We start from the raw sequence: 21,261 nt of genomic DNA, 5'->3' as shown, positions 1-21,261 counted from the left end.
GCCGACACCGAGACGATCCAACCGAGGAATTGGCGGACACCACCCGAGACGCTAGTCTGTGGCCGATCGGACGAGGGGACCGATCGATGGGGGATCACGGGGATGACCGATACGCTCGAAGCCGACCTGCCACAAATCAGGTCGGTCTCACGCCAGCTCGATCTGCACGCCGAAGGGCTCTGCGAGATCGACACCTCACCGATGAGGGCTCGATCGGCGAGCGGATTCCTGCAGGTCTCGTCCGTCGCCGCCGCGCTCGGCAACGCCGAGGCAACCACCCGACGTGCCCTGTTGATTCTCGCCGATCGTGCATGGGCGCTGCACGACACCATGAACCGCGTGTGTGAGGACTACTCGCAAACCGAGAATTACTTCAGGGACGAGCTCGCGAGGGCAGTCTCCGCATGATTCCGTCGGTATCCGATGTCCGTCAATGGAATTGGTCCGCGCTTTCCGAGCAGGTGATCTCGACAGAGTCGGTCGCCACCCGTCTCGAAGACGCCCGCGACTCGATCCACACATCCACCAACGACCTCTGGTCCGCATGGACCGGTACCGCTGCCGATGCCGCGGCAGATCACCTGGACTGCGAACGCAAGTCCGACACCACAATCGCCTACGAACTGCGGGAGATCGCTGCCGCCACCCGCAGAGCCGACGAGGATCTCGCACATGCGGCCCGCGTGGCTCTCGACAGAATCGCCGCTGCTGAACGAGCCGGCTTCACGGTCAGCGACGGGGGTGTCGCTGCCGGGCCCGACTTCACCGGGGTCTACGACGGAGAGCCCGACGCTGCCGCTCACTGGAGCATGATCCAGGACGCATTGCGTGTGATCGGCGAGCTGGATGACGACCCTGCGCGCCGCATCGGCGGCATCGTCTCGAACCTCATCGACGTCACCCCACCACCGGCGACCTTCTCTCCCGACGAAGCCACCCACGACTGGGCCATGCTCAACGACGGCACGGTCACGTCAGAGGACCTGGCACGATTCACAACGAACCTCGCCGCAGCCGGACTCGATCCGCACTCTCTCGACGAGCTTTCGGCAGGGAAGGTCGTCACCGCTCTTCCCGCAGGCGCGTTCGACTACCTCGAGAACCTGTACGGCGAAGCGGGAGCAGCCGGCGTCATGGAGCTGCAGCAGCAACTCCTCGCCGACGGGAGTGCGTCAGCGCTCGACGCCCGCGACAGTCTCGCAAGCGGGATTCTCGCGCTGTCGAACGAACACGTACGCGACGTCAACGACGAGCGCGGCGGGTGGGATCGCCTACCGCAGGACGTCCGCGACCTCGTCGAAACCCGACCGGGCGCGGTCCAGCTCGACGGCTACCAGGTTCCGCCCACCCTGTCCGCATTCATGGACACCCTGCCGCCTGACATCCGCAACGAGCTCGAGTCCGAGCCTGGCGCCGCAGCCGCCGCACACCGCAATGCACTCGCCAATCCGGGTGACGCCGCGTACATCGACTCGGTGATCCGCGGTCGCGAATTCTGGGAGTTCGTCGGCACGGGGAACGGCACTCCCGGCGCCGAACTCGGCACGAAACTCGTCGAATCTGCCGCGTCACAAGCATCCGTGATCAATGCGACAGGTTCCGGCACCGGGCCGTACGACACTATCCCGATCACGGTCGGCCACGCCGGAGAATCGATGCTCGACGTCGCCACCAGCAACCACGACGTCAGTGCCCGCGTGCTTGCCGGAGACATGAATGGGGACGGGCGCAGCGATATTCGACGCGATGACATTCTCACACCGCTGTTCACTCACGACTGGGACGACGACGGCGAATCCGCAGGGCGCCTCACCAACTGGATGACCCACGAGATGGGCGAGGCCCACGCGGCCGGCGACACCGCACGTGTCGACCGCGCGGAACTCGCCGCACTCCATCTGTCGCAGTATCTTTCGCACGAAGAGAACTTCGACCGATTGATGGATGTCCACGGCGAGAACACCTCGAGCATCGGTGAGGTGAATCCCGACTTGGTGCGAGCATTCGCCGATGGCTTGCACGGGTATATCCCGGAGTTGGTCGGGGCCGACGATACTGGCGTCTGGAGGGCCGATAGCCTCGAACCCGTCAACTCGTTCGGCCATGCTCAGAGGATTTTCACGCTCATGGCCACAGATTCGGATTCCAGTACCACGTTCGGTAGTGCCTCCACAACATTTGGGCGACACTTCGCCAGTGAATTCATAGAAGGTACGTCGAATAGTCCTGCCGCATACGCAGGCCGGCTACAAGCACTGGTCGATACTGGCATCTACAACGCGGCAGGCGAAAAGTTCAACGACCGAGAGAGTATCGAAGAGTATGCACAGCAACGTCGCAGCGATACCTACAACACGAACTACACTATCGTACGGAATCTCGTCGCACTGGACCCTCGTCTCAGCGGAACCGTTGGGCTACTGATGGATATCAACAGTTCTGCGATGCACGGTGCATTTGTTCCGGCCTTCGAGTCCACTGAACGCTCTCCGTTCACGGGTGATTTCAGTCAGTACGGCGCGGCGAATTCCTACCACCTGCTCGAGCAGGCGGTCGCGCAGCACGGGATGCCCCAAGATCCCAGGATCCTGGAAAATCTCCGGGCGGAGGGGATAATCGGGATTGACGGCGGCCTGCGCTATCCGCCCAGCAGCGCGTCACTCCTCGATGCCACAGACGCAATCGACCAAGCACTCGACACATATGACATCGATTACAACAAGTTCCGCAGTTACTACATCGACGGATACGGCTACATTGCGCGCCCTGTCAGAGACAGTACATACCTGGAGTCTCCACGATGAGACTTACCCAACCCCACGCATTTGTCCGACTATTTGCAGTGTCGATCTGCGCAGTTGTCACCTTCGCATGCGCACCTCAGTCCTCCCCTCCCTATCCGGCTGAATCCGACCAATTCGCGAAGCTGAACGCCGATGCCACGATCATGACGTACCACTGGATTGCCCCACCCGACATCGATCTTGGCTCTCCCGAGATGCGGGTAGCACGTGCTTATTTCGAAAGCCGCGAGAACTACATTCGTACGGCTGATCTTGATGTCACCTATCCGGGTTTCGCCAGGTTGATCGAGGAGACCTCACAGTCGCTACCTCTCACCGGGACCACCTACATACACGTCCTCAGCATCACTCCCTCCACCGATGACCGTGGCAACAATGTCGACGTTGTGCACGTATGTCAGGATTTCATGCGGACTGCCAAGCCCTCCGATACCGGGTGGGTGCGTACGAAATCGCTGGCGTACCGAGCACTCCAGATCCGACGCACCGAACCACCACGTGACGACACTGGGCTGTTCGACTATGAACACTACCTTCCGTACCCTACCTGGGATGTCTTCAGCGGCTGGGAGGTTGAAACGATTCTTCCTGAGTGGAAGGGCAACGATGCCCCCTGGAACACCTGCATGTGGGGCATCCCCGGCGTCAACCAGGACACGCCCCGACACGAAGAGCTCCTGGATTCGCCGGTCGTCGAACCGTTCTACCCTGGCTGGCCGACCCTCGCCGACGACGAGGAATAGGAACATGGGCTATATGACCGTCCCAAGACGGTTCACACCGACTCCGCGGCACGCACACCGTCGAGTGCCGCATACGCAGACTGCCGTCCGATGGCCCACTCGAGGTCGGGACCCTCGTAGTCCGGGACGACGACCGTGAATCCGGAAGCCCGGAAGCCCGGAAGCCCGGTAGCCCGGTAGCCCGGTAGCCCATGATCACGGCCTGTTCCAACGTGCCCGCCTGACTGTAGGTGTCGCTCCCGGTGAGGGTGTACGACGGATCGCATTCGGACCCGAGCGCGTCGTACGCCATGTGATACGAAATCAGCTTTGCCGGACCGGGCAGCAGCGGACGCAGGACCGTCGTGCTCGGGCGATCGAACTGGTCGGTCGTCCGATACAGCACCTGCTGTTGCCAACAATAGTGAACGAATATTTCGGCGGAGCTCATCGATCCGCCGGACGCCACACAGTTTTCTGCGCATCCCGCACGGTGCTGCCGTCGGATTGGCAGACCAGCATCGGCCTAGCGCAGGGTGCCGACAACCAACGCCACCTACCGTCAAATTGGCGGACACCAGCCGAGGCGCTAACCTGTGAGCCGATCGGACGAGGGGACCGATCGATGGGGGATCACGGGGATGACCGATACGCTCGAAGCCGACCTGCCACAAATCAGGTCGGTCTCACGCCAGTTCGATCTGCACGCCGAAGAGCTCTGCGAGATCGACACCTCACCGATGAGGACTCGCACCCACGACAAGGGAGACGAGCACTCCACGATGAAGACCCCATCCGTTCGGAAGCTCATCAACTTGATCGTCACCGCGACGCTAGCCATCGCCTTAGGAGCATGCGCAGGTTCAGACCCGCTGCCAGCGTCACCGCCTCCTGAGCCTGTCTCCTTCGCTGCACTCGATGCGGATGCAAAGTTGATGTCGCATCGCTGGATTGCGCCCGACAGTTTTTCTCTTGACTCACGAGAACTACGAGCGGTCCGTTCCTACATCGAAAGCGAAAGCACCTACGAACACACCGCTGATCCGGCCGCTGTCCATCCCGGATATTGGGACGTCCAAACTCCGCCGGAAGGCGTTGCGACGCCACAGTACGGGACGATCTACCACCACATACTCCTGGTCGAACCCGCCATCCACATGGGCGAACCCGTAACCGAGATATTCGTGTGCAGCGACTACATGCACACCGCAATATCCACAAGACACGGGTGGATCCGTGTGGCGACAAAGCGGTACACACCCCTTCGAGTACGACTATCCACCGACACCCCGACCGCCACTCCAATACTCGACTACGGACATCGACTTCCATATCCGACGTGGAATGTCTTCGAAGGCCTCGAAATTGAACGATTCATCGACGGCCGCATCGGTGAGAGCGGTCCGCGGACCGATTGTGATGAGAATATGCCGGGTTATACCCCGGAAACACCCCAAGAAGAGAACCTTCCCGCCGCCCCCGTCGTCGAACCGTTCTACCCCGGGTGGCCTACTGTCGTCGAGGACAGCAAGTAGCATGATCATCTCCGTACCGTTTCTCGCAGTGAAGAATTCGACCCAGATCCTCATCCGGGTCGCCGGCATCGCAACACTTGCCGCGGTCATGGGGGCGTGTGCCCCCGAGACCGCTCCACCGCTTCCACCGAAACCTGACCGCTTCGCCGCACTCGATGCCGACGCAAAGATCATGGCCCATCGCTGGACCGCACCAAACGGCATCGACCTCGACTCTGCAGAGATACAAGTGGCCCGAGGCTACATCGAGAGCGAGAGCAATTACGACCGCACCGCCGACCCCGCCACCCTCTACCCGGGATTCAACGACATCGCCGACGCCCAAAAATCGCCCCCGAGACCACGAACCGGCACCATGGACCACCACATACTCCAAGTTGAATCGACCACCCACCTGGGACTACCTGCCACCGAAGTCCATGTCTGCGACGTCTACATGCAAACTGCCATGCCCACCGACACGGGGTGGGCACGCTTGGAATCACTGTCCTACTCGTCGCTTCGTATCCAGCCATCCGGAACGGCGGAAGACACCATTGCTCCGGTTGGCAGCGAGCGCAGGCTTTCATATCCGGACTGGAACGTGTTCGACGGCTGGAAAGTCGAACGGTTCACGGACAAGCGGATGGGCGAGAACGACCCGTGGCGTGTGTGTATGACGCGACCGCCTGGATTCGATTACGATGCCCCGCTTGAGGAAACGCTTCCCGCCGCTCCCATCGTCGAACCGTTCTACCCCGGCTGGCCCACCCTCCCCGACGACAATGAGTAAGGACAGGAGCACACCCGATACAGCCACTACGGTGAAACATGCGATGCGAATCGCAATCCGGCTCGTCGCGCCCGCGACGCTGACCGCCGCCATCGCGGCGTGCGCACCGGCAGCGACTCCGCTACCTCCGCTTGAGCCTGACCCGTTTGCCGCGCTCGAAGCCGACGCACAAGTCATGTCGCACCGCTGGACGGCACCCGAGGGCATCGACCTTGACTCACCGGAGATCCAAGTGGCCCGAGGCTACATCGAAAGCGAAAACAACTACGACCGCACCGCCGACCCAGCCACCCTCTACCCTGGCTTCAACCACGTCGATCATGTCCAAGAATCACCGCCGACACCACGAACCGGCACAATCGACCACCACATCCTTCAAATAGAATCCACTAGCCACTTAGGCCGACCAGCCACAGAAGTCCACGTCTGCGACGTCTACATGCGAACTGCCATGCCGACCGACATCGGCTGGATACGCATGGAAACGCGCTTCTCCTCATCCCTGCGGATCCAGCAGAGTGATGAGGCGATTGAAAGTCGCCCCACTCTCGATTACGAGCATCGCCTGCCGTATCCCACCTGGAACATCTTCGACGGCTGGGAAGTCGAACGCTTCACCGACAAACGGATTGGCGAGAACGATCCGTGGCGCATCTGCAGAACAAGCATGCCGGGATACAACCGGGACACCCCTATAACAGAACAACTCGCCACAGCACCCGTCGTCGAACCGTTCTACCCCGGGTGGCCTACTGTCGTCGACGACAGCGAGTAGCATGATCATCTCCGGACCGTCTCTCGCAGTGAATAATTCGACCCAGATGCTCATCTGGGTCGCTGGCATCGCAACACTTGCCGCGGTCATGGGGGCGTGTGCCCCCGAGACCGCTCCACCGCTTCCACCGGAACCTGACCGCTTCGCGGCGCTCGAAGCCGACGCGAAGATCATGTCGCACCTCCGGCCCTGCCACCCTCTATCCCGGTTACAAGGATGTCGCCTGCACATACAAGTCGGCCGCGACAATGCTCATGGTCAAGTACACCAAGGCCGAGCCGACCCTCAGTTCAGCGCGCTGAAACCCGGCATCACAAGTACCGATATGACGTCGACCATTGGACGCAGCGGTGGACGGGAACGCTTCAGGACGGAGACGGAGAACTCCGCTGGTAGACCCCCCAGCCCTCGAGACGCAGACTTGGTTGGTTCGACCGCGCATACCGCTGTTGAACCAACCCGATCTGTGATCGGTCAGAGGCGGTCGGTGAACACCGGGGACGAGCTGATTCGTTCGATCCGGTCGGCAGTCCCCGCGGCATGGAATTCGGTGATGTACACCGCGAATGAGGCGACCGCAGGACTTCTCACCGCCCCTGGACAGGTAGACGTCGGCATGCATGGTCACGCCACCGTCGACGGCGAGTTTTCAGCGGGTACGGCGCAGCTTCGCTACGTGATGTCGGCATCCAGCGACGATTTGAGCTCCTCCGCATAGAAGCGGAAGAATCCGTCGACGTCCGGCCCGGCATTGACGAGCGCCAAGTGGTCGAACCCGGCATCCGCATACTTGCGGATCTGCTCCAGGTGACGTCCCGCGTCGGGGCCGTACGCAAAGCTCTCGGCAATGTCCGATTCACGGACGACGGATGCGGCTGCCTCGAAGTTGACCGGATTCGGTAGCTCTGCCTGGACCTTCCATCCTGTTGCCGAGAAGCGGAAGAGTGTGTGCGCGGACGTCAGCGCCGCCGCTTCCGTCGGCGCCCACGACAACGACACCTCTGCGTAACGCGGTCCGGTGCCGCCTGCTTCTTCGTACTTGGCGATCAGATCGGGGTCTGCGTCGGTGGTGAACAGCCCATCGCCCAGTTCGGCTGCCATTCGTACAGCCGGGCCACCCGACCCCGCGACCACGATCGGCGGCAACTCGTCGGGCAGGTCGAACACCCGTGCGTCTTCGAGTTGGATGTGCTGCCCGTTGTAGCTGTGGTAGCCACCGCTCCACAGCAATCGAATGACCTCGATCGACTCGCGGAGCATCTCTGTGCGGGTGGAGGCGGGAGGCCATCCGCGGCCCACGACGTGTTCGTTGAGACGCTCGCCGGTGCCGAGACCGAGCACGAATCTGTTGTCGGAGAGCAGGGCCGTCGTAGCTGCGGCTTGCGCGATGATGGCCGGATGGTAGCGAATGAACGGGCAGGTCACGCCGGTGGCGAGGACGAGGTTCGTTGTTTTCGCGGCGATTGCGGCGAGTACGGACCAGGCGAAGGCCGAATGGCCCTGATCGTGCAACCAAGGATGGTAGTGGTCGCTGATCTCGACGAAATCGAAGCCCGCTTCCTCGGCGCGCACCGCCTGGCGAACCAGTTCGTTCGGTGAGTATGCCTCCGCGAAGAGCTTGTATCCGATTCTCACAGGGGTCTCCATCCACTCTGCCGCCCGCGCGCGGGTCTACCGCGCATGACTGTCGTTGCGGTGGGGCTACCCGCTGAGGCCGACTCTTGAACCACCGCCCGGTGGACATGCGGGAAAGTCCCGGAAAATCAGGCGGAGGTGCCGAGGATCGAGTCGACGGCGATGTAGAGGATCTCGATTTCTCGTTCGACAACGGAGTGGTCGGCGGGCAATGCTCGCTCGATCGAGAGTCCGTTGAGCACGGTGTTGAGAAATCTTGAATGCGCAACGATGTCGCCTTCGGGCAGTGCGCCTTCTTTGGCGAGAAGCGTGAGCCAATGCTCCACCCTGCGCTGGCCTTCACTTGTCATTGCCAGGTATGCAGTTCGGATGTCGTCGGTAGGTTCGGGGACGACGAATGCATCGAAGAGTTTGATCCAGGCCTGCCTCGCCTGTTCGCCGACTTCCACCGCGAGCACCTGCCGCAGACACTGCACCAACCGGTCGCGGGCCGGTATCGACCGGTCGTGGATGATCTCGTTGTCGGGTGTGACCACGTCGTAGATCGTTTCCAGCACTGCGTCACGTAACGCACGCTGCGTCGGAAAGTGATGACGCAGCGACCCCATGCTCACCCGGGCCCGTGCCGCCACCGCCCGCACACTCAGCGTCGACGCCGGATCCTCGTCGATCATCTCGCACGCCGCGATGATGATCCTGGCTTTCGTGTCGAGACCGCTCTGCTTGCGTTCCATCTCCTCCGCCCTTCCGCTACTAGCACGCCGCACTAGCACACTGTGCTAGTGTCGAACCATCCCGTAGATAGTACAGCGTGCTGGTTGCCGCCATCCGGGTGGAGAAGACGATTCGACCTGTGCGTTCTGGAAGGAAAACATGAAGTCTCGCGCCCCGACCATCGCAATTGCACTGATGGGTCTGCTCGTCGCCGGCTGCGCACACACACCGGCACAGACGAACGCCGCGCCGGAAACCGAACTGCAATGGAGTCCGTGCCCCGACGGAGTGGAGAAGCCCGAAGACGGTCCGCCCCAATTGCAGTGCGCCACCGTGCCCGTGCCACTGGACTACGGCGACCCAGAGGGAACACAGATCGATATTACGATCTCTCGGCTGTCTGCAGATAACCCGGACACCCGACACGGTGTGTTGCTGCTGAACCCGGGCGGCCCAGGCGGGACCGGTCTGGATCAGCCCAACTTCCTTGTATCGCAGGGTATACCGCCGAGCGTCCTGGATACCTACGACCTGATCGGCATGGACACCCGCGGTGTCGGGCACTCGTCGCCCGTGAGTTGCGGATTCACCGACGACCTGGAGTACTACGGTGCGGTCCCGCCCTACGCCTTCGACGAGGCAGCGTTCACCGAACAAGCCACCACCGCAGAGGAAGTCGCCCGCCGATGCGACGCCAACGACGACGGGCGACTACCCCACATCACCACGGCGAACATGGCCCGCGACCTGGATCGGATCCGGGAAGCACTCGGCGAGGAGAAGGCAAGCTTCCTCGGATACTCCTACGGATCCGCACTCGGTGCCGCATATGCCTCGATGTTCCCGGACACTTCGGATCGAGTTGTTCTCGACAGCAACATCGGCGACACCCATCTCGATCACGACGGATTGCGCAGATACGCGCGCGGCATGGAGGAGACCTTCCCGGACTTCGCGAAATGGCTTGCCGAACGGCACGGTCAGTACGGCCTGGGTGAGACAGCACAGCAGGTGCATAGCACCTACTTCACGATCGCGGAACGTCTCGACCGAACTCCGATGGACGGAATCAACGGTCGCGCGTTTCGATTGGCGACTTTCGTGACGCTGTACAACCCGGCCTCCTACGAGACGGCAGCACAAACCTGGAAGATACTCCTGAACTCCGGCAATGCAGCACCCGCAGACGAGCCGGCGGCCGGCAGTGGGCCGTCGCCCGCAGACAACAGCTGGTCGGTATTCCTCGCGGTGACGTGCAACGACGTCGAATGGCCCGACGATGCCGATACCTACCGGCGGGCAGTGGACGACGACCGCGAGACGTATCCGCTCTTCGGTGCTGCCGCCGCGAACATCATGCCGTGCGCGTTCTGGCAGGACACACCGGCCGAGCCTCCCGTGGCGATCGACGACGACGGCCCGACCAATGTCCTGATCGCGCAGAACCGGCGCGACCCCGTGACGCCACTGCGGGGAGGTGAGTTGCTCGACGACAAGTTCGGCGAGCGGTCACGGCTGCTGACCGTCGACGGAAGCGGACACGGTGTCTACGCCCTCGGCAACAATCCCTGCGCTCAGAGCATCATCACCGACTTTCTGGTCGAGGGCATGTTGCCAGAACAGGACACTGCCTGCCCCGCGGGTTGACCATGCCGCAGGGGCACGGTGTTTCGTAGTGAGGAGTGACCCCACCGATTGGAGTGCGAATGCCTATCGCAATGACCAACAGTTCTCTGCCCGCACTGATCGAAATCGAAGACTTCTTCGCCGATCCACACTTCTCCAGCCCCTCCATTTCGCCCGACGGAACCAGGCTGGCCTACTTGGCGCCGAAGTACGGGCGGCGCAACGTGTGGGTGCGCGGCATTCACGAGAATCACGACGACGCGGTCTGCGTCACGCACGACAGCAGGCGCGGCATCTCGATGTTCCACTGGACCGAAGACTCCCGTTGGTTGCTCTACCTGCAGGACACCGACGGTAACGAGGACTGGCACCTGTACCGCGTGGACCTGGACGCCCCGGATACACCGGCGGTCGATCTGACCCCGATGGCGCCCGGCTCGCGGGTGTTCGGTGTCGAACCGATGCGAGCCTCACCGGGCAGTGTGCTGGTGTGGATGAACGAGCGGCCGATGTTCGTGGACACCTTCCGTGTCGACGTCGCTACCGGCGAAGTCGACTTGCACCAAGAACAATCCGACCCAGGCAGTGCCGTCCTGCTCGACCGCAACGGGTCCGCAGCCTTCCAGACGTTCGAGACCGAGGACGGCACCCTCGAGATCTCCAGCGTGGATCCGAACACCGGCGACCGGCGTCTCCTACGCCGTCTCGGCGGAGGCGAGTATCCGCTGGGCATCTACCCGCAGATCGTCACACCGGACGGGTCGGGACTGGTGATCGGCAGCTACCAGGACTCCGATGACCTGCGGCTCGTGCGCATCGACCGCGACACCGGTGAGGAGACCGTGGTCTGCGCAGTGGATGGGCACAGTCTGTGCACCATGGAATTGCACGCCCCCGGCGTACTACCGCCGACAGTGTTCACCAGCCGCCGCACCGGTGAGGTGATCGCCGCCCGGTTCGTCGGGGACAGACCCCGTATCGAGATCGTCGATCCCCGCTATGCCGAGGTCTTTGCCCGGCTGGACTCACTCTCCGACGGCGTATTGGGAACGCTGTCGTCGGATGAAGCCGAGCAGCGCTGGGTCGCAACGTTCGTCCACGACCGGGAGCCGGCGGTCACCTGGCTCTACGACCACAGCAGCGGGGAGAGCCGAGAGCTGTTCCGGCCTTTTCCGCACCTGGACCCGGCCACACTGGCCCCGATGGACGCTGTCGAGTTCCCCGCCCGAGATGGGTTGCCTCTGCACGCATTCCTGACACTTCCGGTCGGGATGGAGTCACGGAATCTACCGACCGTCTTGTTGGTCCACGGCGGGCCGTGGGCGCACGACAGCTGGGGATACAGCCCGGAGGCGCAACTACTGGCCAACCGGGGCTACGCCGTCCTGCAGGTCAACTTCCGGGGTTCGACAGGCTATGGGCGCCGACACGTCACGAGCGCCATCGGCGAATTCGCCGGAGCGATGCACCACGATCTCATCGACGCCACCGACTGGGCCGTCGCCCAGGGTTACGCCGACCCGAACCGCCTCGGCATCTTCGGCGGCTCCTACGGCGGCTATGCAGCGCTCGTCGGTGTCACGGTCACTCCCGGCCATTTCGCCGCGGCCGTCGATTACGTGGGAATCTCCGATCTCGCGAACTTCCTGCGCTCGGTGCCCCCATTTGCACGGGCCCGTGCCGCCAACAACTGGTACCGCTACGTCGGCAATCCCGACGACCCCACCCAAGCCGCAGACATGGCCGCACGGTCGCCCATCAACATGATCGAAAAAATCTGCACCCCTTTGTTGGTAGCTCAGGGCGCGAACGACGCCCGCGTCGTCCAAGCCGAATCCGACAACATCGTCGAGTCCCTGCGCGATCGCGGTATCTCGGTCGAGTACCTCCTGGCCGCGGATGAGGGACACGGCTTCGCGAACCCCGAGAACCGACTCCGGCTCTACCACGCCGTGGAACGTCACTTCGCCGAGCACCTCGGTGGCCGACGCGGCACGTCACAGTGACACCGCGGCGACCGCAACAGAAATTGCAAGACCGACGCTCTTGACCATGCCCCTGGGGCAGGGTTGACACTGTTCACAACAGACACCGAGACGCAGGAGACGACATGGGCTGGAGCACTCGCGAACTCTCCGAGCTCGCGGGTACGACGGTGAAGTCGGTACGTCACTATCACGACATCGGCCTGCTCGATCAGCCCCCGCGGGCATCCAACGGCTACAAGCAGTACGGCGTCGCACATCTCGTGCGCCTGTTGCAGATCAAACGCCTTACCGCACTCGGCTTCTCGCTCGCGCAGGTTGCCGCCATGGGTGAGGACATCGCGCATCCCGAGCAGTCGTTGCAGGCATTGGATGCCGAACTGGCAGCCACCATCGATCGGCTCCAGCGGGCACGGTTGGAGTTGAGGCTCATCCTGCGGCACTCCGCAAGACCTGATCTACCACCTGAACTGGCCCTCGCAGCCAATGCCGACGATCTTTCCGACGCCGACCGGTCATTCGCGACCTACCTGACAAGAGTGCTCAGCCCGTCCGCCCTCGATGCGTACGGCGAGCTGTTGCGTAGCCCCGCCACACCGACGTCCGCAGAATTCGACGCCTTGCCAGCCGACACCGACGAGCAAACACGAGCAGACCTGGCCCGACGAATGCTCCCGGAAGTCGAAGCTCTGACCGAGAAGTATCCCGACGCCTTCGACATCGCAGCTGCAGAGGATCAAGCAACTGCGCGCAAGGTCGGGGCCGTGATGTCAGAGCTCTACAACCCTGCACAGCTCGACGTCCTGCGCACAGTGGCACTGGCCCTCCACACAGACGAGAGCACTCACGACTGATGCGACACCCTCCCGAGAGGAGTTCGGTTTCCCATGTTCGGACCTCGATATCGTGGCGCGCTGTCCCTGCCGCGACACACCGCTGCGACAGCCGTTGCGGGGTCGATCCTCATCGCTCTCGGCGCGTGTAGTTCCGCGTCAACGACACCGCAGGCCCAGCAACCCGAGCCGGAGCCATCGGCAGAGTTGCAACGCTTCTACGACCAGGACCTGACATTCGGCTCGTGCGATGGTTACGCCACGACCGCCGCCGACCAGGCCACTTTCACCAGCGACCCCGAGTTCCGCTGCGCGCGCCTCGAAGTGCCGCTCGACTACTACAATCCCGGCGGAGACACAGCGCAGATCGCCCTGCTCCAATCACCTGCGCGAGGCGAACCGATGGGGTCGCTGGTGCTCAACCCCGGCGGTCCTGGAGGGGCAGGCATGAGCATGGCCGCGGTTGGCGCCACCACACTGGGCGAGAGCCCGCTCACCGCGAACTTCGACCTGATCGGGTTCGACCCGCGCGGCGTCGGAGCCTCGACACCGGACATCGACTGCTTCACCGACGCCGAGATCGACGCGGGCGAAGCCGTGACGACCGTGCTTACCGGCTCCGGTTCGTGGACCGAAAGCGACACCCGAGCGCTCGTGGAACAATGCTCGCAACGATCCGGCGGCGACGAAGTGCTGTCCGCTGTGGGCACCCGCGACGCGGCACGCGACATGGACATCCTGCGCGCCGCACTCGGCGACGACAAGCTCAGCTACCTCGGACGCAGCTACGGCACGAGGCTCGGCGCGGTGTATGCCGAGATGTACCCCACCAACGTGCGGGCGATGGTCCTCGACGGTGCCGCCGATCCGCACCTGGGAACTGCCGAACGCCGCCTCACTCAATTCGCGGCGTTCCAGCAGTCTTTCGACGCTATGGCAACGGACTGCGCCAAAGCTCCGGACTGCCCGCTGGGCACCGATCCGGGCCGTGCCGTCGACGTGTTCCACAGCATCACACGCCCCCTCATCGAGAATCCGATCATCACCGCCGAAGGGCGCCGGATGGATTTCGACGCCGCCTACAGCGCTGTGATTGCCGGGCTGTACGACTCGCGGGCGTGGCCGGCCATCACCAAGGGAATCGGCGAACTGCGCGCGGGAAAACCCGAGACACTCGTGCGCATCACCGACGCATTCGGAAGCCGCGGTGAGGACGGTGTGTACCCGAACTACTCCGAAGCGAACTTCGCGATCAACTGCATGGACGAACAACGCAACACTCCGGAGCAGGAAATTGAGCTCAAGCGCCGGATCCAGGAGATCGCACCGTTCACCGACGCCGGGCTGGGCACCGACGGCGCGCGCGATCCCTGTGAATCCTGGCCTGCAGAGCCCACATTGAGCTACCCGTATGCCACCGACATCGACGGGCTGGCCGACACGCTGACCATTTCGATCACCGGCGACCCGGCCACACCGTACGACGCGGGGGCGAGCCTCGCCGACACCCTGGGCGGGAGCCTTCTCACCGTCGACGGAAAACAGCACACCATTGCATTCGACGGCACCAACGACTGTGTCGATGCCATCGTCGCCGACTACCTGGTCGATCTGAAGTCCCCGCCGGAAGACTCCCGCTGCAGCCTGTGAGGGGCATCCGCCACGGTTACCGCACAGACAGCGCCTCGATCAGTGCATCGTTCACCTGTGCTGCGGGGCTCATCGGCACGGTGTGATGGGTCGCTCCCTCGATGAGGATCGAACGCATCCGTCGAAACGCGCCGATCCGCGTGGCCAACCGCCGACTGTCGTGGACTCTGCTGTCGGCCGCAAGGATCACCGTCGTCTCTACGGCCAGTTCCTCGAGCGCTCTTACCTTGGGCCGCTTGGGAACAACGGTCTTCGACGACGGGAAGTCCGCGGCTCCCTTGGCGAGGAGGTCGAGCCAGTCGTCGTCGAGGTCGTGTCCTCGAGTCTCCCAACGGATGAAGTCACGTTCGCGTTTGTCGCTGGGACGTAACAACACCGGTACAGCGTGGGCAAGGTAAGGGGCCCGCATGCCGGCGAAGCACGAATTGGGATCGAGCAACGCCAGGTGCCGCACTCTCCCCGGTTCGCGTAGTGCGTAGGCGAGGGCGATCATCGCGCCGTACGAGTGGCCGACAAGACCGAAGTCGCTCAGTCCCGCGGCCGCGGTGACAGTACCGAACCAGGACATCAGGTCGTCGACACACCGAACGGGTTTGCCATCGGCGACGCTTCGTCCGGGATCACCGAGCAGATCCACCGCGTAGACCCGGTAGTGATCTGCCAGGGCGGCGACGTTCGCGAACCACACGGTGGACGTCGCCCCCGCTCCTGGCAGAAGTACGATCGGTGGCGCGTCGGGGGGTCCGCACGTGTTCACCCGGGTGGTCCCGTATTCCGACACGAGATCGACGCTGGTGACCTCGACCGGCCACTTCCCGAGAACACGATCGTAGGCGCGGTAGAAGGCGTCACCTCGGGTTGTGGAGGCGAAATCGGCGGTCGACAGCGGTTGCATCCGAACTCCTCAAAATTAACTCGATGCATCGAGATACTTTGGTAATCGAGATAGTAGATTGTCGGAGAAACGTTGTCGATCACGAGGTACTGCGATGAACCCCGAGCGCAAGCCTGCCGAGGACGCACTGGAGACCGTGCATCGACTACGCGCATTGGTTGTCGATCTACATCTGCTCGGGGCGGAATTCGCTCGTACGCACGGACTGCACGCCACCGATCTTCGGGCACTGATCTGCCTTCTCGACGCAGAACGTAACAACCTCGAGGCGACGCCCACGTGGTTGCGAGAACAGCTTCACCTCAACTCGGCGTCGGTGACCGCGTTGATCGACCGCATGGAAAGGTCCGGGCATGTGCGCCGCGAGCGAGATGATCGAGACCGCAGAAAAGTCCTCCTCCACGTCACACCCGAAGCCATGCAACTGGGCCAATCGTTCTTCGGCCCGGTAATCGCGAACGCAACAACCGCCATCGGTACGTACAGCCCCGAGCAATTGCAGACGATCGGTAGCTTCCTGGCCGACATGCACCAGGCGATCTCCTCCCTTCATTCACTCGGATCCTGAGGTAGCAACCCGGGTTCACCTACATACTCGCGGCGTCCTCGCCTGCGGCGCGATGCTCGAGGATCTCCCCCATGTGGTCTTCGGCCCAGAATTTCAACTGCCGTACCGTCTCGTGAAGCGACAGGCCGAGAGCCGTCAACTCGTACGACACCGTCACCGGCACGGTTGCGACGGCCGTGCGGGAGATCAGCCCGTCCTGCTCGAGGTTGCGCAAGGTCTGCGACAGCATCTTCGGGCTCACCCCGGCCAGTGTCCGGGAGAGTTCCGAGTAGCGCATCGCGGCGGGCTCACCCGCGCAGTCCGGACCACTGCCGAGCGCCGACAGCACCAGCGTCACCCACTTGTCGGAAATACGACTCAGTAGTTGCTGACTGGGGCACACCGCGAGGAACGCGTTGTAGTCCTGTTTGGCGCGCTCGCGCTTCTGCGCCGCTGTCATGGTGACCATCGCAGGACTCCCGTCCACTCGGTAGTTACGCACCTTCAGGTAACTACTTCCCAATGGGTAGCGGCTTCAGCATAGTTGCACGAGTCCGATCCGGACACGAGAACTTCACGAAAGGCGAATGCGCATGAGTATCACTTCTTCCCTTCTCGGCGGTACCTGGAACCTGGGCGACCACGCAGTCTCCCGGTTCGGCTACGGAGCAATGCAATTGGCCGGCCCGGGTGTGATGGGTCCGCCGGCGGACCGCGAGGGAGCGCTCGCCGTTCTGCGTGAGGCGGTCTCGCTGGGCATCACCCACATCGACACCGCCGACGCCTACGGTCCGAGAGTCACCAATGACCTCATCCACGAAGCGTTGCATCCGTACCCGGAATCACTTCTCATTGCAACGAAGGTCGGCGCGCTCCGAGACGACGACGGCGGCTGGCCACCGGCGCGCACCCCGGACGCGTTGCGCAGGCAGATCGATGCCAACCTCGAGGGCCTCGGAGTGCCCGCCCTCGACTTGGTGAATCTGCGCCTGGGCGACTTCTCCGGCCCGGTCGAGGAACCCATCACGGAGGCGTTCTCGACACTGCTGGAACTCAGAGACCAGGGACTCATCCGTCACCTCGGCGTCAGCAACGCGACGTCGGCCCAAATCCGGGAGGCGCAGGCACTCGGGCCGATTGTCGGCGTGCAGAACATGTACAACCTTGCTCATCGACACGACGACGAACTCATCGACCGGTTGGCCGAGGAGGGTATTGCCTATGTGCCGTACTTCCCGCTCGGCGGGTTCACGCCACTGCAGTCCGACCGCCTTTCGGCCGTCGCATCGCGTCGAGGTGCTTCACCGATGGGTATCGCTCTCGCGTGGCTGCTGCAGCGGTCACCGAACATCCTGTTGATAGCGGGGACCTCGTCCGTGGAACACCTGCGGGACAACGTGGCCGGCGCTTCCATCGAGCTTTCGGAGCTCGATGTAGCCGAGCTCGACAGCATCGGTGGATAGTTCGACCGGAGCCACAATCCGGTGGACGAAGTCCAGGCGACTCATCGTCAGTGCGTCGCCACCGCAGGCCTGTCGACGCTCCCTGCGACGTCGGCGCGCTCAGTCTTGAGCCCTACCGCCCAGTCGATCAGTTGCGATACTTCGTCGGCCTCTCTGCAGAAGCTCGTCGGCCGGACGACCACGAGGGTGGCACCGGCGTCGCACAATGCGTGGGCCCTCTCTTCGGTGGCGTCGTAGTCGACGGTCCCGTCATCCCGACGTTGCGGCGAGACAGACACCTGCACGATCGGCGAAAGCGGATCGCGTCCGTGCTCTTCGAACGTGTCGCGGAGCAGTGCCACGCTGGCCGAGAACGACGGCATGTCTGCAGGGTTCACGGTCCAGCCGTCGGCAACCCGGGCGATCCGGTCGAAGTTGCGCTTGCTGGGGCCGAATCCGAAGATCACCGGCACACGCACCTGGGCGGGGAAGGGCAGCGAATGGAAGTCCTCGAAAGCGAAGTCGCGCCCCTGGAAGGATGCGGGCGCCTTCGTCCAGAGCTCGCGGCATGCTCGAACGGTATCTTCCATCCGGCCGAAGCGGGCGTCGAACGGCATGTTGGTGGCCGTGTACTCGGCTTCCTGCCAGCCGACGCCCATGCCGATTGCGGTACGGCCCCCGGAGATTGCGTCGAGTGTTGCGATCTGCTTTGCCAGCAGCACCGGTGGACGCACCGTCGCGATCAGCACCGATACGTTCAGCAGTACCCGCTCGGTTACCGCTGCCACCGACGAAAGAAGCGAAAGAGGCTCGTACCAATCGTGTTCCAGAGGGAACGGGAAGTTGTGCGTCTGCCTGCGCTCCGCGTGAGCGCGTGCGTTGAAACCGAGATGGTCGCCGGTGGATATCACATCGATTCCGGCGCGGTCCGCGCCCGCTGCCAAGTCGAGTACCGGGCGGATGGCACCGCCGTAGAGGTTCTCGGCTCCGAGGATGTTCAGTCCGACCTGCATAGTGTTCCTGTTCTGTAGCTGCGTTCGAATGACTTCTACTTGGTCATGCCCACGCGACGTACATCGAAGTTGCCCGGGGTCACCCACGGCATGTCTTCGTTTGCAGTCAGGCCGATCGCCGAGGCAACTTCCTGCCGCACCTCCGGCCTCGTCGGATCACCGTGCGCCCGCATGTACACGCCGGGGACGTTACGGGCCGCGACCTCCGTCAGGTCGAAAGTTCCACTCTGCGAGAGCGAAGCCGCAACGAATGCCTCATCGGATCCCGCTGGACGATCGGCCCGCTTGTTGCAGACAGTGCTGAACGTTTACGGGACGAGACCACAGCCGGCGACCACGGCACGGAGATACGGCCCGTGGATAGCCGCCGCGACGACCACGAAGACGGCCAGTTGGATGCCCAATACCGAGGCCGGGAGTACAGCAGATCCGACCCCGGACGGAGCCACGATGTGCCCGATTCGATCAGGGCCGGCAGCGCGCAACTTCATACCGAGCAGTGCACCTCCCGGCGCGGACGGCGGAGGGCCGGCGGGAGCGCCGAGTTTGAGCAGCGCGCTCGCGAGAGCGGGTGTGCCTGCGCGACTGCGCGCGGCGTTGTCTGCCGCGATCTCCAGATAGTGCGGGATGACGTCGACGATCGCCGACACCAGAGGAACCCGCCGCAACGGCCAGGCCACGGTGTCGAGGAGAGTCAGGACCAGGTGGTGGTGTTGACGCAGATGCGCCTGCTCGTGTGAGAGAACGGCCGCGAGCTCGTCCGGCTCGAGGGCTGCGCAGAGACCGTCGGAAATGACGATCCCGCCGGACCGTTTCGGCAGGGAGAATGCGATCGGCCGCGAGTCGTCGAGCAACAGGACGCGGTGCCCGTCGATAGAAGTGCTGCGCGCCCGGCCGGAAATACCTTGCGAGGCAGACCGTGTGGAGCGTGCGCGGCGCACCCACCGAGGCACTCCCACACCGATGAGAGTCAGCAGGCCGAGCACCGGAAGGATGAGAAGCAGTAGGACCGGGATCGCGGTGTCCACGGTGTTCGAAGCGAATGGGTTGGCTGCGTCGAGGCACTGCTGGCATACATCAGCGAAAGGCGCGGGAAGAAGGCTCGGGCCGGTCACGGTCCAGGCCGCCATCAGGCTCAGTGATACCAGCGCCAGCAACCACAGCAGCAGGCTGCCGATCAGAACGAGTATCGCTGTGCGCGGTATGCGCATCAGTAGCGGCGAAGCGGATCGCACAAGAGTCGGCCCGCCCACGGCGGCCACGATGACGACGCCTGCGACGAGAACTGGAATGAGTACGGTCATCTGTCGTCTCCGCGCTGTGCGAGGTAGTCGCGCAACCGCTGCACATCATCGGGATCGATCGCGTCGATGAAATGCACGATCGACGCGGCGCGATCGTTGCTGGTGGACAGCGCCTGCTCCATGAGCCGTGCGGCATGCACCTCTCGCGTATGACGGGGCGTGTAGACCGTCGACCGTCCCTGTTTTTCCGGGAGTACGAGGCGCTTGCGTTCGAGGTTGGTCATGACGGTGGCGATCGTGGTGTAGGCCAGGTGATCTCCCAGATGAACGATCACCTGCCGGATGGTGGATGTTCCCCGGTCCCACAGCACGTCCATCACTTGCTGTTCCAGCGCGCCCAGCCGCACCGGCTCGGACGATCGGTCCGGCTGCTTTTGGGAAGTCATGACGTCACTACCATCTGGCCGGCGGGGAGGGGACATGAGACTTGTCCCTGCAACCGCCAGATGACCGCCAGTGCGGACAACGCGAGCGCGGCAACCGCCAGAACCGGCTGGAGCGGCGCAAACCAGGTCAGGGCGCCTGTGTACCCGAGGGCGAGAAGGGCGATCTTGTTGCAGACCGGGCAGCCGACTGCGAACCAGGCCAACACTCCGGCTGCTCCGCCGATGCGGGCACCGGTGCGATCCGAACCGCCAGTACCTGTCCCACGCTCCGGCGTGTCCGCGCCGGCAGCACCCACGGAAGGGCGGATATACGTGGCGATGAGAATTCCGGTCAGGATCGAGGTGATAACCCACACCGGGTAATTCCATGGCACCGGCGGGATCTCACGTGTGAACACCGGGTTCGGAATCAAGACGGTGGCAATCCCGACGAGCATGCCGACAACCACCGCAGCCACTGCCGCGGTGATCGCTTGCCTCGAACCCCACATGCCCAGCGCACGTGCAGCGAGACCGAGAGACGAGCGCTGTCTGCCGGTCCAGTTCGTGATGCGACTCATGCTTCTACTATGCCCGATAGTCGACTACCTTACGTAGTCGACTATCTTGCATAGTAGAACTCG

Annotated in this window: 21 protein-coding genes and 1 pseudogene; 12 read left to right on the top strand and 10 right to left on the bottom strand. The window is 63.2% G+C overall.

Annotation, left to right across the window (positions count from 1 at the left end; genetic code table 11):
• Positions 1–102 precede the first annotated feature (102 nt).
• The 3 genes from ACSYG9_RS18975 (at position 103) to ACSYG9_RS18965 (ending at position 3,547) form a co-directional block, all read left to right on the top strand.
• Positions 103–408, top strand: a complete 306-nt coding sequence (locus ACSYG9_RS18975) for a hypothetical protein (RefSeq protein WP_454839549.1) — start codon at positions 103–105, stop codon at positions 406–408.
• Positions 405–2,804, top strand: a complete 2,400-nt coding sequence (locus ACSYG9_RS18970) for a TPR repeat region-containing protein (protein WP_454839548.1) — start codon at positions 405–407, stop codon at positions 2,802–2,804. Before ACSYG9_RS18975 ends, ACSYG9_RS18970 begins: the two co-directional genes overlap by 4 nt.
• Positions 2,805–2,947: 143 nt before the next feature.
• Positions 2,948–3,547, top strand: a complete 600-nt coding sequence (locus ACSYG9_RS18965; RefSeq protein WP_454839547.1) for a hypothetical protein — start codon at positions 2,948–2,950, stop codon at positions 3,545–3,547.
• Positions 3,548–3,585: 38 nt separating this feature from the next.
• On the opposite strand, the pseudogene ACSYG9_RS18960 reads toward ACSYG9_RS18965, so the two are convergent.
• Positions 3,586–3,935 (bottom strand): annotated as a pseudogene (locus tag ACSYG9_RS18960) (lipase family protein); the annotation flags it as partial.
• A gap of 232 nt (positions 3,936–4,167) precedes the next feature.
• On the opposite strand from ACSYG9_RS18960, the gene ACSYG9_RS18955 reads away from it, so the two are divergent.
• Genes ACSYG9_RS18955 through ACSYG9_RS18945 form a run of 3 tightly spaced genes read left to right on the top strand, consistent with a single transcriptional unit; the run spans position 4,168 to position 6,608 of the window.
• Positions 4,168–5,061 (top strand): hypothetical protein, encoded by an 894-nt coding sequence (locus tag ACSYG9_RS18955; RefSeq protein WP_454839546.1) that lies wholly within the window; start codon positions 4,168–4,170, stop codon positions 5,059–5,061.
• 1 nt (position 5,062) lies between these two features.
• Positions 5,063–5,833, top strand: a complete 771-nt coding sequence (locus tag ACSYG9_RS18950; protein ID WP_454839545.1) for a hypothetical protein — start codon at positions 5,063–5,065, stop codon at positions 5,831–5,833.
• A gap of 31 nt (positions 5,834–5,864) precedes the next feature.
• The gene (locus ACSYG9_RS18945; RefSeq protein WP_454839544.1) at positions 5,865–6,608 is read left to right on the top strand and encodes a hypothetical protein; all 744 of its coding nucleotides are present in this window, start codon (positions 5,865–5,867) and stop codon (positions 6,606–6,608) included.
• A gap of 672 nt (positions 6,609–7,280) precedes the next feature.
• Here ACSYG9_RS18945 and ACSYG9_RS18940 read toward each other — a convergent pair.
• Positions 7,281–8,243, bottom strand: coding sequence for a TIGR03557 family F420-dependent LLM class oxidoreductase (locus tag ACSYG9_RS18940; protein WP_440123969.1), 963 nt, complete (start codon positions 8,241–8,243; stop codon positions 7,281–7,283).
• A gap of 128 nt (positions 8,244–8,371) precedes the next feature.
• A complete protein-coding gene (locus tag ACSYG9_RS18935) occupies positions 8,372–8,977 on the bottom strand; it encodes a TetR family transcriptional regulator (protein WP_454839543.1) in 606 nt (201 codons plus the stop codon).
• A gap of 139 nt (positions 8,978–9,116) precedes the next feature.
• On the opposite strand from ACSYG9_RS18935, the gene ACSYG9_RS18930 reads away from it, so the two are divergent.
• The 4 genes from ACSYG9_RS18930 to ACSYG9_RS18915 all read left to right on the top strand — a co-directional run bounded on the left by ACSYG9_RS18930 (position 9,117) and on the right by ACSYG9_RS18915 (position 15,051).
• Positions 9,117–10,604 (top strand): alpha/beta hydrolase, encoded by a 1,488-nt coding sequence (locus tag ACSYG9_RS18930; protein ID WP_454839542.1) that lies wholly within the window; start codon positions 9,117–9,119, stop codon positions 10,602–10,604.
• Positions 10,605–10,663: 59 nt separating this feature from the next.
• Positions 10,664–12,589 carry a S9 family peptidase gene (locus ACSYG9_RS18925; protein WP_454839540.1) on the top strand — a complete coding sequence of 642 codons (1,926 nt, stop codon included), beginning with the start codon at positions 10,664–10,666 and terminating at the stop codon, positions 12,587–12,589.
• Positions 12,590–12,693: 104 nt separating this feature from the next.
• A complete protein-coding gene (locus ACSYG9_RS18920; protein WP_454839539.1) occupies positions 12,694–13,422 on the top strand; it encodes a MerR family transcriptional regulator in 729 nt (242 codons plus the stop codon).
• 33 nt (positions 13,423–13,455) lie between these two features.
• Entirely contained in the window at positions 13,456–15,051 is a 1,596-nt protein-coding gene (locus ACSYG9_RS18915; protein WP_454839538.1) for an alpha/beta fold hydrolase, read from the top strand.
• A gap of 16 nt (positions 15,052–15,067) precedes the next feature.
• Here ACSYG9_RS18915 and ACSYG9_RS18910 read toward each other — a convergent pair whose 3' ends face one another.
• On the bottom strand, positions 15,068–15,946 hold the full coding sequence (locus ACSYG9_RS18910; protein ID WP_440123963.1) for an alpha/beta fold hydrolase: 879 nt from the start codon (positions 15,944–15,946) through the stop codon (positions 15,068–15,070).
• Positions 15,947–16,040: 94 nt separating this feature from the next.
• Here ACSYG9_RS18910 and ACSYG9_RS18905 point away from each other — a divergent pair, with 94 nt between their 5' ends.
• Entirely contained in the window at positions 16,041–16,514 is a 474-nt protein-coding gene (locus tag ACSYG9_RS18905) for a MarR family winged helix-turn-helix transcriptional regulator (protein WP_454839535.1), read from the top strand.
• Between the two features lie 19 nt (positions 16,515–16,533).
• On the opposite strand, the gene ACSYG9_RS18900 is transcribed toward ACSYG9_RS18905, so the two are convergent.
• A complete protein-coding gene (locus tag ACSYG9_RS18900; RefSeq protein ID WP_454839534.1) occupies positions 16,534–16,962 on the bottom strand; it encodes a winged helix-turn-helix transcriptional regulator in 429 nt (142 codons plus the stop codon).
• A gap of 118 nt (positions 16,963–17,080) precedes the next feature.
• On the opposite strand from ACSYG9_RS18900, the gene ACSYG9_RS18895 reads away from it, so the two are divergent.
• Complete coding sequence (locus tag ACSYG9_RS18895) at positions 17,081–17,956, top strand: oxidoreductase (protein ID WP_454839533.1); 876 nt, start codon at positions 17,081–17,083, stop codon at positions 17,954–17,956.
• 47 nt (positions 17,957–18,003) lie between these two features.
• On the opposite strand, the gene ACSYG9_RS18890 is transcribed toward ACSYG9_RS18895, so the two are convergent.
• The 5 genes from ACSYG9_RS18890 to ACSYG9_RS18870 all read right to left on the bottom strand — a co-directional run bounded on the left by ACSYG9_RS18890 (position 18,004) and on the right by ACSYG9_RS18870 (position 21,198).
• The gene (locus ACSYG9_RS18890; protein ID WP_440123959.1) at positions 18,004–18,948 is read right to left on the bottom strand and encodes a TIGR03619 family F420-dependent LLM class oxidoreductase; all 945 of its coding nucleotides are present in this window, start codon (positions 18,946–18,948) and stop codon (positions 18,004–18,006) included.
• A 35-nt stretch (positions 18,949–18,983) separates the two neighbouring features.
• Entirely contained in the window at positions 18,984–19,127 is a 144-nt protein-coding gene (locus ACSYG9_RS18885) for a hypothetical protein (RefSeq protein ID WP_440123958.1), read from the bottom strand.
• Between the two features lie 129 nt (positions 19,128–19,256).
• A complete protein-coding gene (locus ACSYG9_RS18880) occupies positions 19,257–20,252 on the bottom strand; it encodes a M56 family metallopeptidase (RefSeq protein ID WP_454839531.1) in 996 nt (331 codons plus the stop codon).
• Positions 20,249–20,638 (bottom strand): BlaI/MecI/CopY family transcriptional regulator, encoded by a 390-nt coding sequence (locus ACSYG9_RS18875; RefSeq protein WP_440123956.1) that lies wholly within the window; start codon positions 20,636–20,638, stop codon positions 20,249–20,251. Before ACSYG9_RS18875 ends, ACSYG9_RS18880 begins: the two co-directional genes overlap by 4 nt.
• Complete coding sequence (locus tag ACSYG9_RS18870; RefSeq protein WP_454839530.1) at positions 20,635–21,198, bottom strand: hypothetical protein; 564 nt, start codon at positions 21,196–21,198, stop codon at positions 20,635–20,637. The genes ACSYG9_RS18875 and ACSYG9_RS18870 overlap by 4 nt, the downstream gene beginning before the upstream one ends.
• Positions 21,199–21,261: the final 63 nt, after the last annotated feature.

The sequence above is a fragment of the Rhodococcus sp. SJ-2 genome (assembly GCF_053750035.1).
Note: the sequence above shows the minus strand (reverse complement) of the source record. Positions and strands in the feature narration are given on the sequence as shown.

What these genes read in the sequence shown, in the direction of transcription:
- ACSYG9_RS18975 (WP_454839549.1), top strand. Translation starts at nt 103, where the DNA reads ATGACCGATACGCTCGAAGCCGACCTGCCACAAATCAGGTCGGTCTCA.
- ACSYG9_RS18970 (WP_454839548.1), top strand. Translation starts at nt 405, where the DNA reads ATGATTCCGTCGGTATCCGATGTCCGTCAATGGAATTGGTCCGCGCTT.
- ACSYG9_RS18965 (WP_454839547.1), top strand. Translation starts at nt 2,948, where the DNA reads ATGACGTACCACTGGATTGCCCCACCCGACATCGATCTTGGCTCTCCC.
- ACSYG9_RS18955 (WP_454839546.1), top strand. Translation starts at nt 4,168, where the DNA reads ATGACCGATACGCTCGAAGCCGACCTGCCACAAATCAGGTCGGTCTCA.
- ACSYG9_RS18950 (WP_454839545.1), top strand. Translation starts at nt 5,063, where the DNA reads ATGATCATCTCCGTACCGTTTCTCGCAGTGAAGAATTCGACCCAGATC.
- ACSYG9_RS18935 (WP_454839543.1), bottom strand. Translation starts at nt 8,977, where the DNA reads ATGGAACGCAAGCAGAGCGGTCTCGACACGAAAGCCAGGATCATCATC.
- ACSYG9_RS18930 (WP_454839542.1), top strand. Translation starts at nt 9,117, where the DNA reads ATGAAGTCTCGCGCCCCGACCATCGCAATTGCACTGATGGGTCTGCTC.
- ACSYG9_RS18925 (WP_454839540.1), top strand. Translation starts at nt 10,664, where the DNA reads ATGCCTATCGCAATGACCAACAGTTCTCTGCCCGCACTGATCGAAATC.
- ACSYG9_RS18920 (WP_454839539.1), top strand. Translation starts at nt 12,694, where the DNA reads ATGGGCTGGAGCACTCGCGAACTCTCCGAGCTCGCGGGTACGACGGTG.
- ACSYG9_RS18915 (WP_454839538.1), top strand. Translation starts at nt 13,456, where the DNA reads ATGTTCGGACCTCGATATCGTGGCGCGCTGTCCCTGCCGCGACACACC.
- ACSYG9_RS18910 (WP_440123963.1), bottom strand. Translation starts at nt 15,946, where the DNA reads ATGCAACCGCTGTCGACCGCCGATTTCGCCTCCACAACCCGAGGTGAC.
- ACSYG9_RS18905 (WP_454839535.1), top strand. Translation starts at nt 16,041, where the DNA reads ATGAACCCCGAGCGCAAGCCTGCCGAGGACGCACTGGAGACCGTGCAT.
- ACSYG9_RS18900 (WP_454839534.1), bottom strand. Translation starts at nt 16,962, where the DNA reads ATGGTCACCATGACAGCGGCGCAGAAGCGCGAGCGCGCCAAACAGGAC.
- ACSYG9_RS18895 (WP_454839533.1), top strand. Translation starts at nt 17,081, where the DNA reads ATGCGCATGAGTATCACTTCTTCCCTTCTCGGCGGTACCTGGAACCTG.
- ACSYG9_RS18890 (WP_440123959.1), bottom strand. Translation starts at nt 18,948, where the DNA reads ATGCAGGTCGGACTGAACATCCTCGGAGCCGAGAACCTCTACGGCGGT.
- ACSYG9_RS18880 (WP_454839531.1), bottom strand. Translation starts at nt 20,252, where the DNA reads ATGACCGTACTCATTCCAGTTCTCGTCGCAGGCGTCGTCATCGTGGCC.
- ACSYG9_RS18875 (WP_440123956.1), bottom strand. Translation starts at nt 20,638, where the DNA reads ATGACTTCCCAAAAGCAGCCGGACCGATCGTCCGAGCCGGTGCGGCTG.
- ACSYG9_RS18870 (WP_454839530.1), bottom strand. Translation starts at nt 21,198, where the DNA reads ATGAGTCGCATCACGAACTGGACCGGCAGACAGCGCTCGTCTCTCGGT.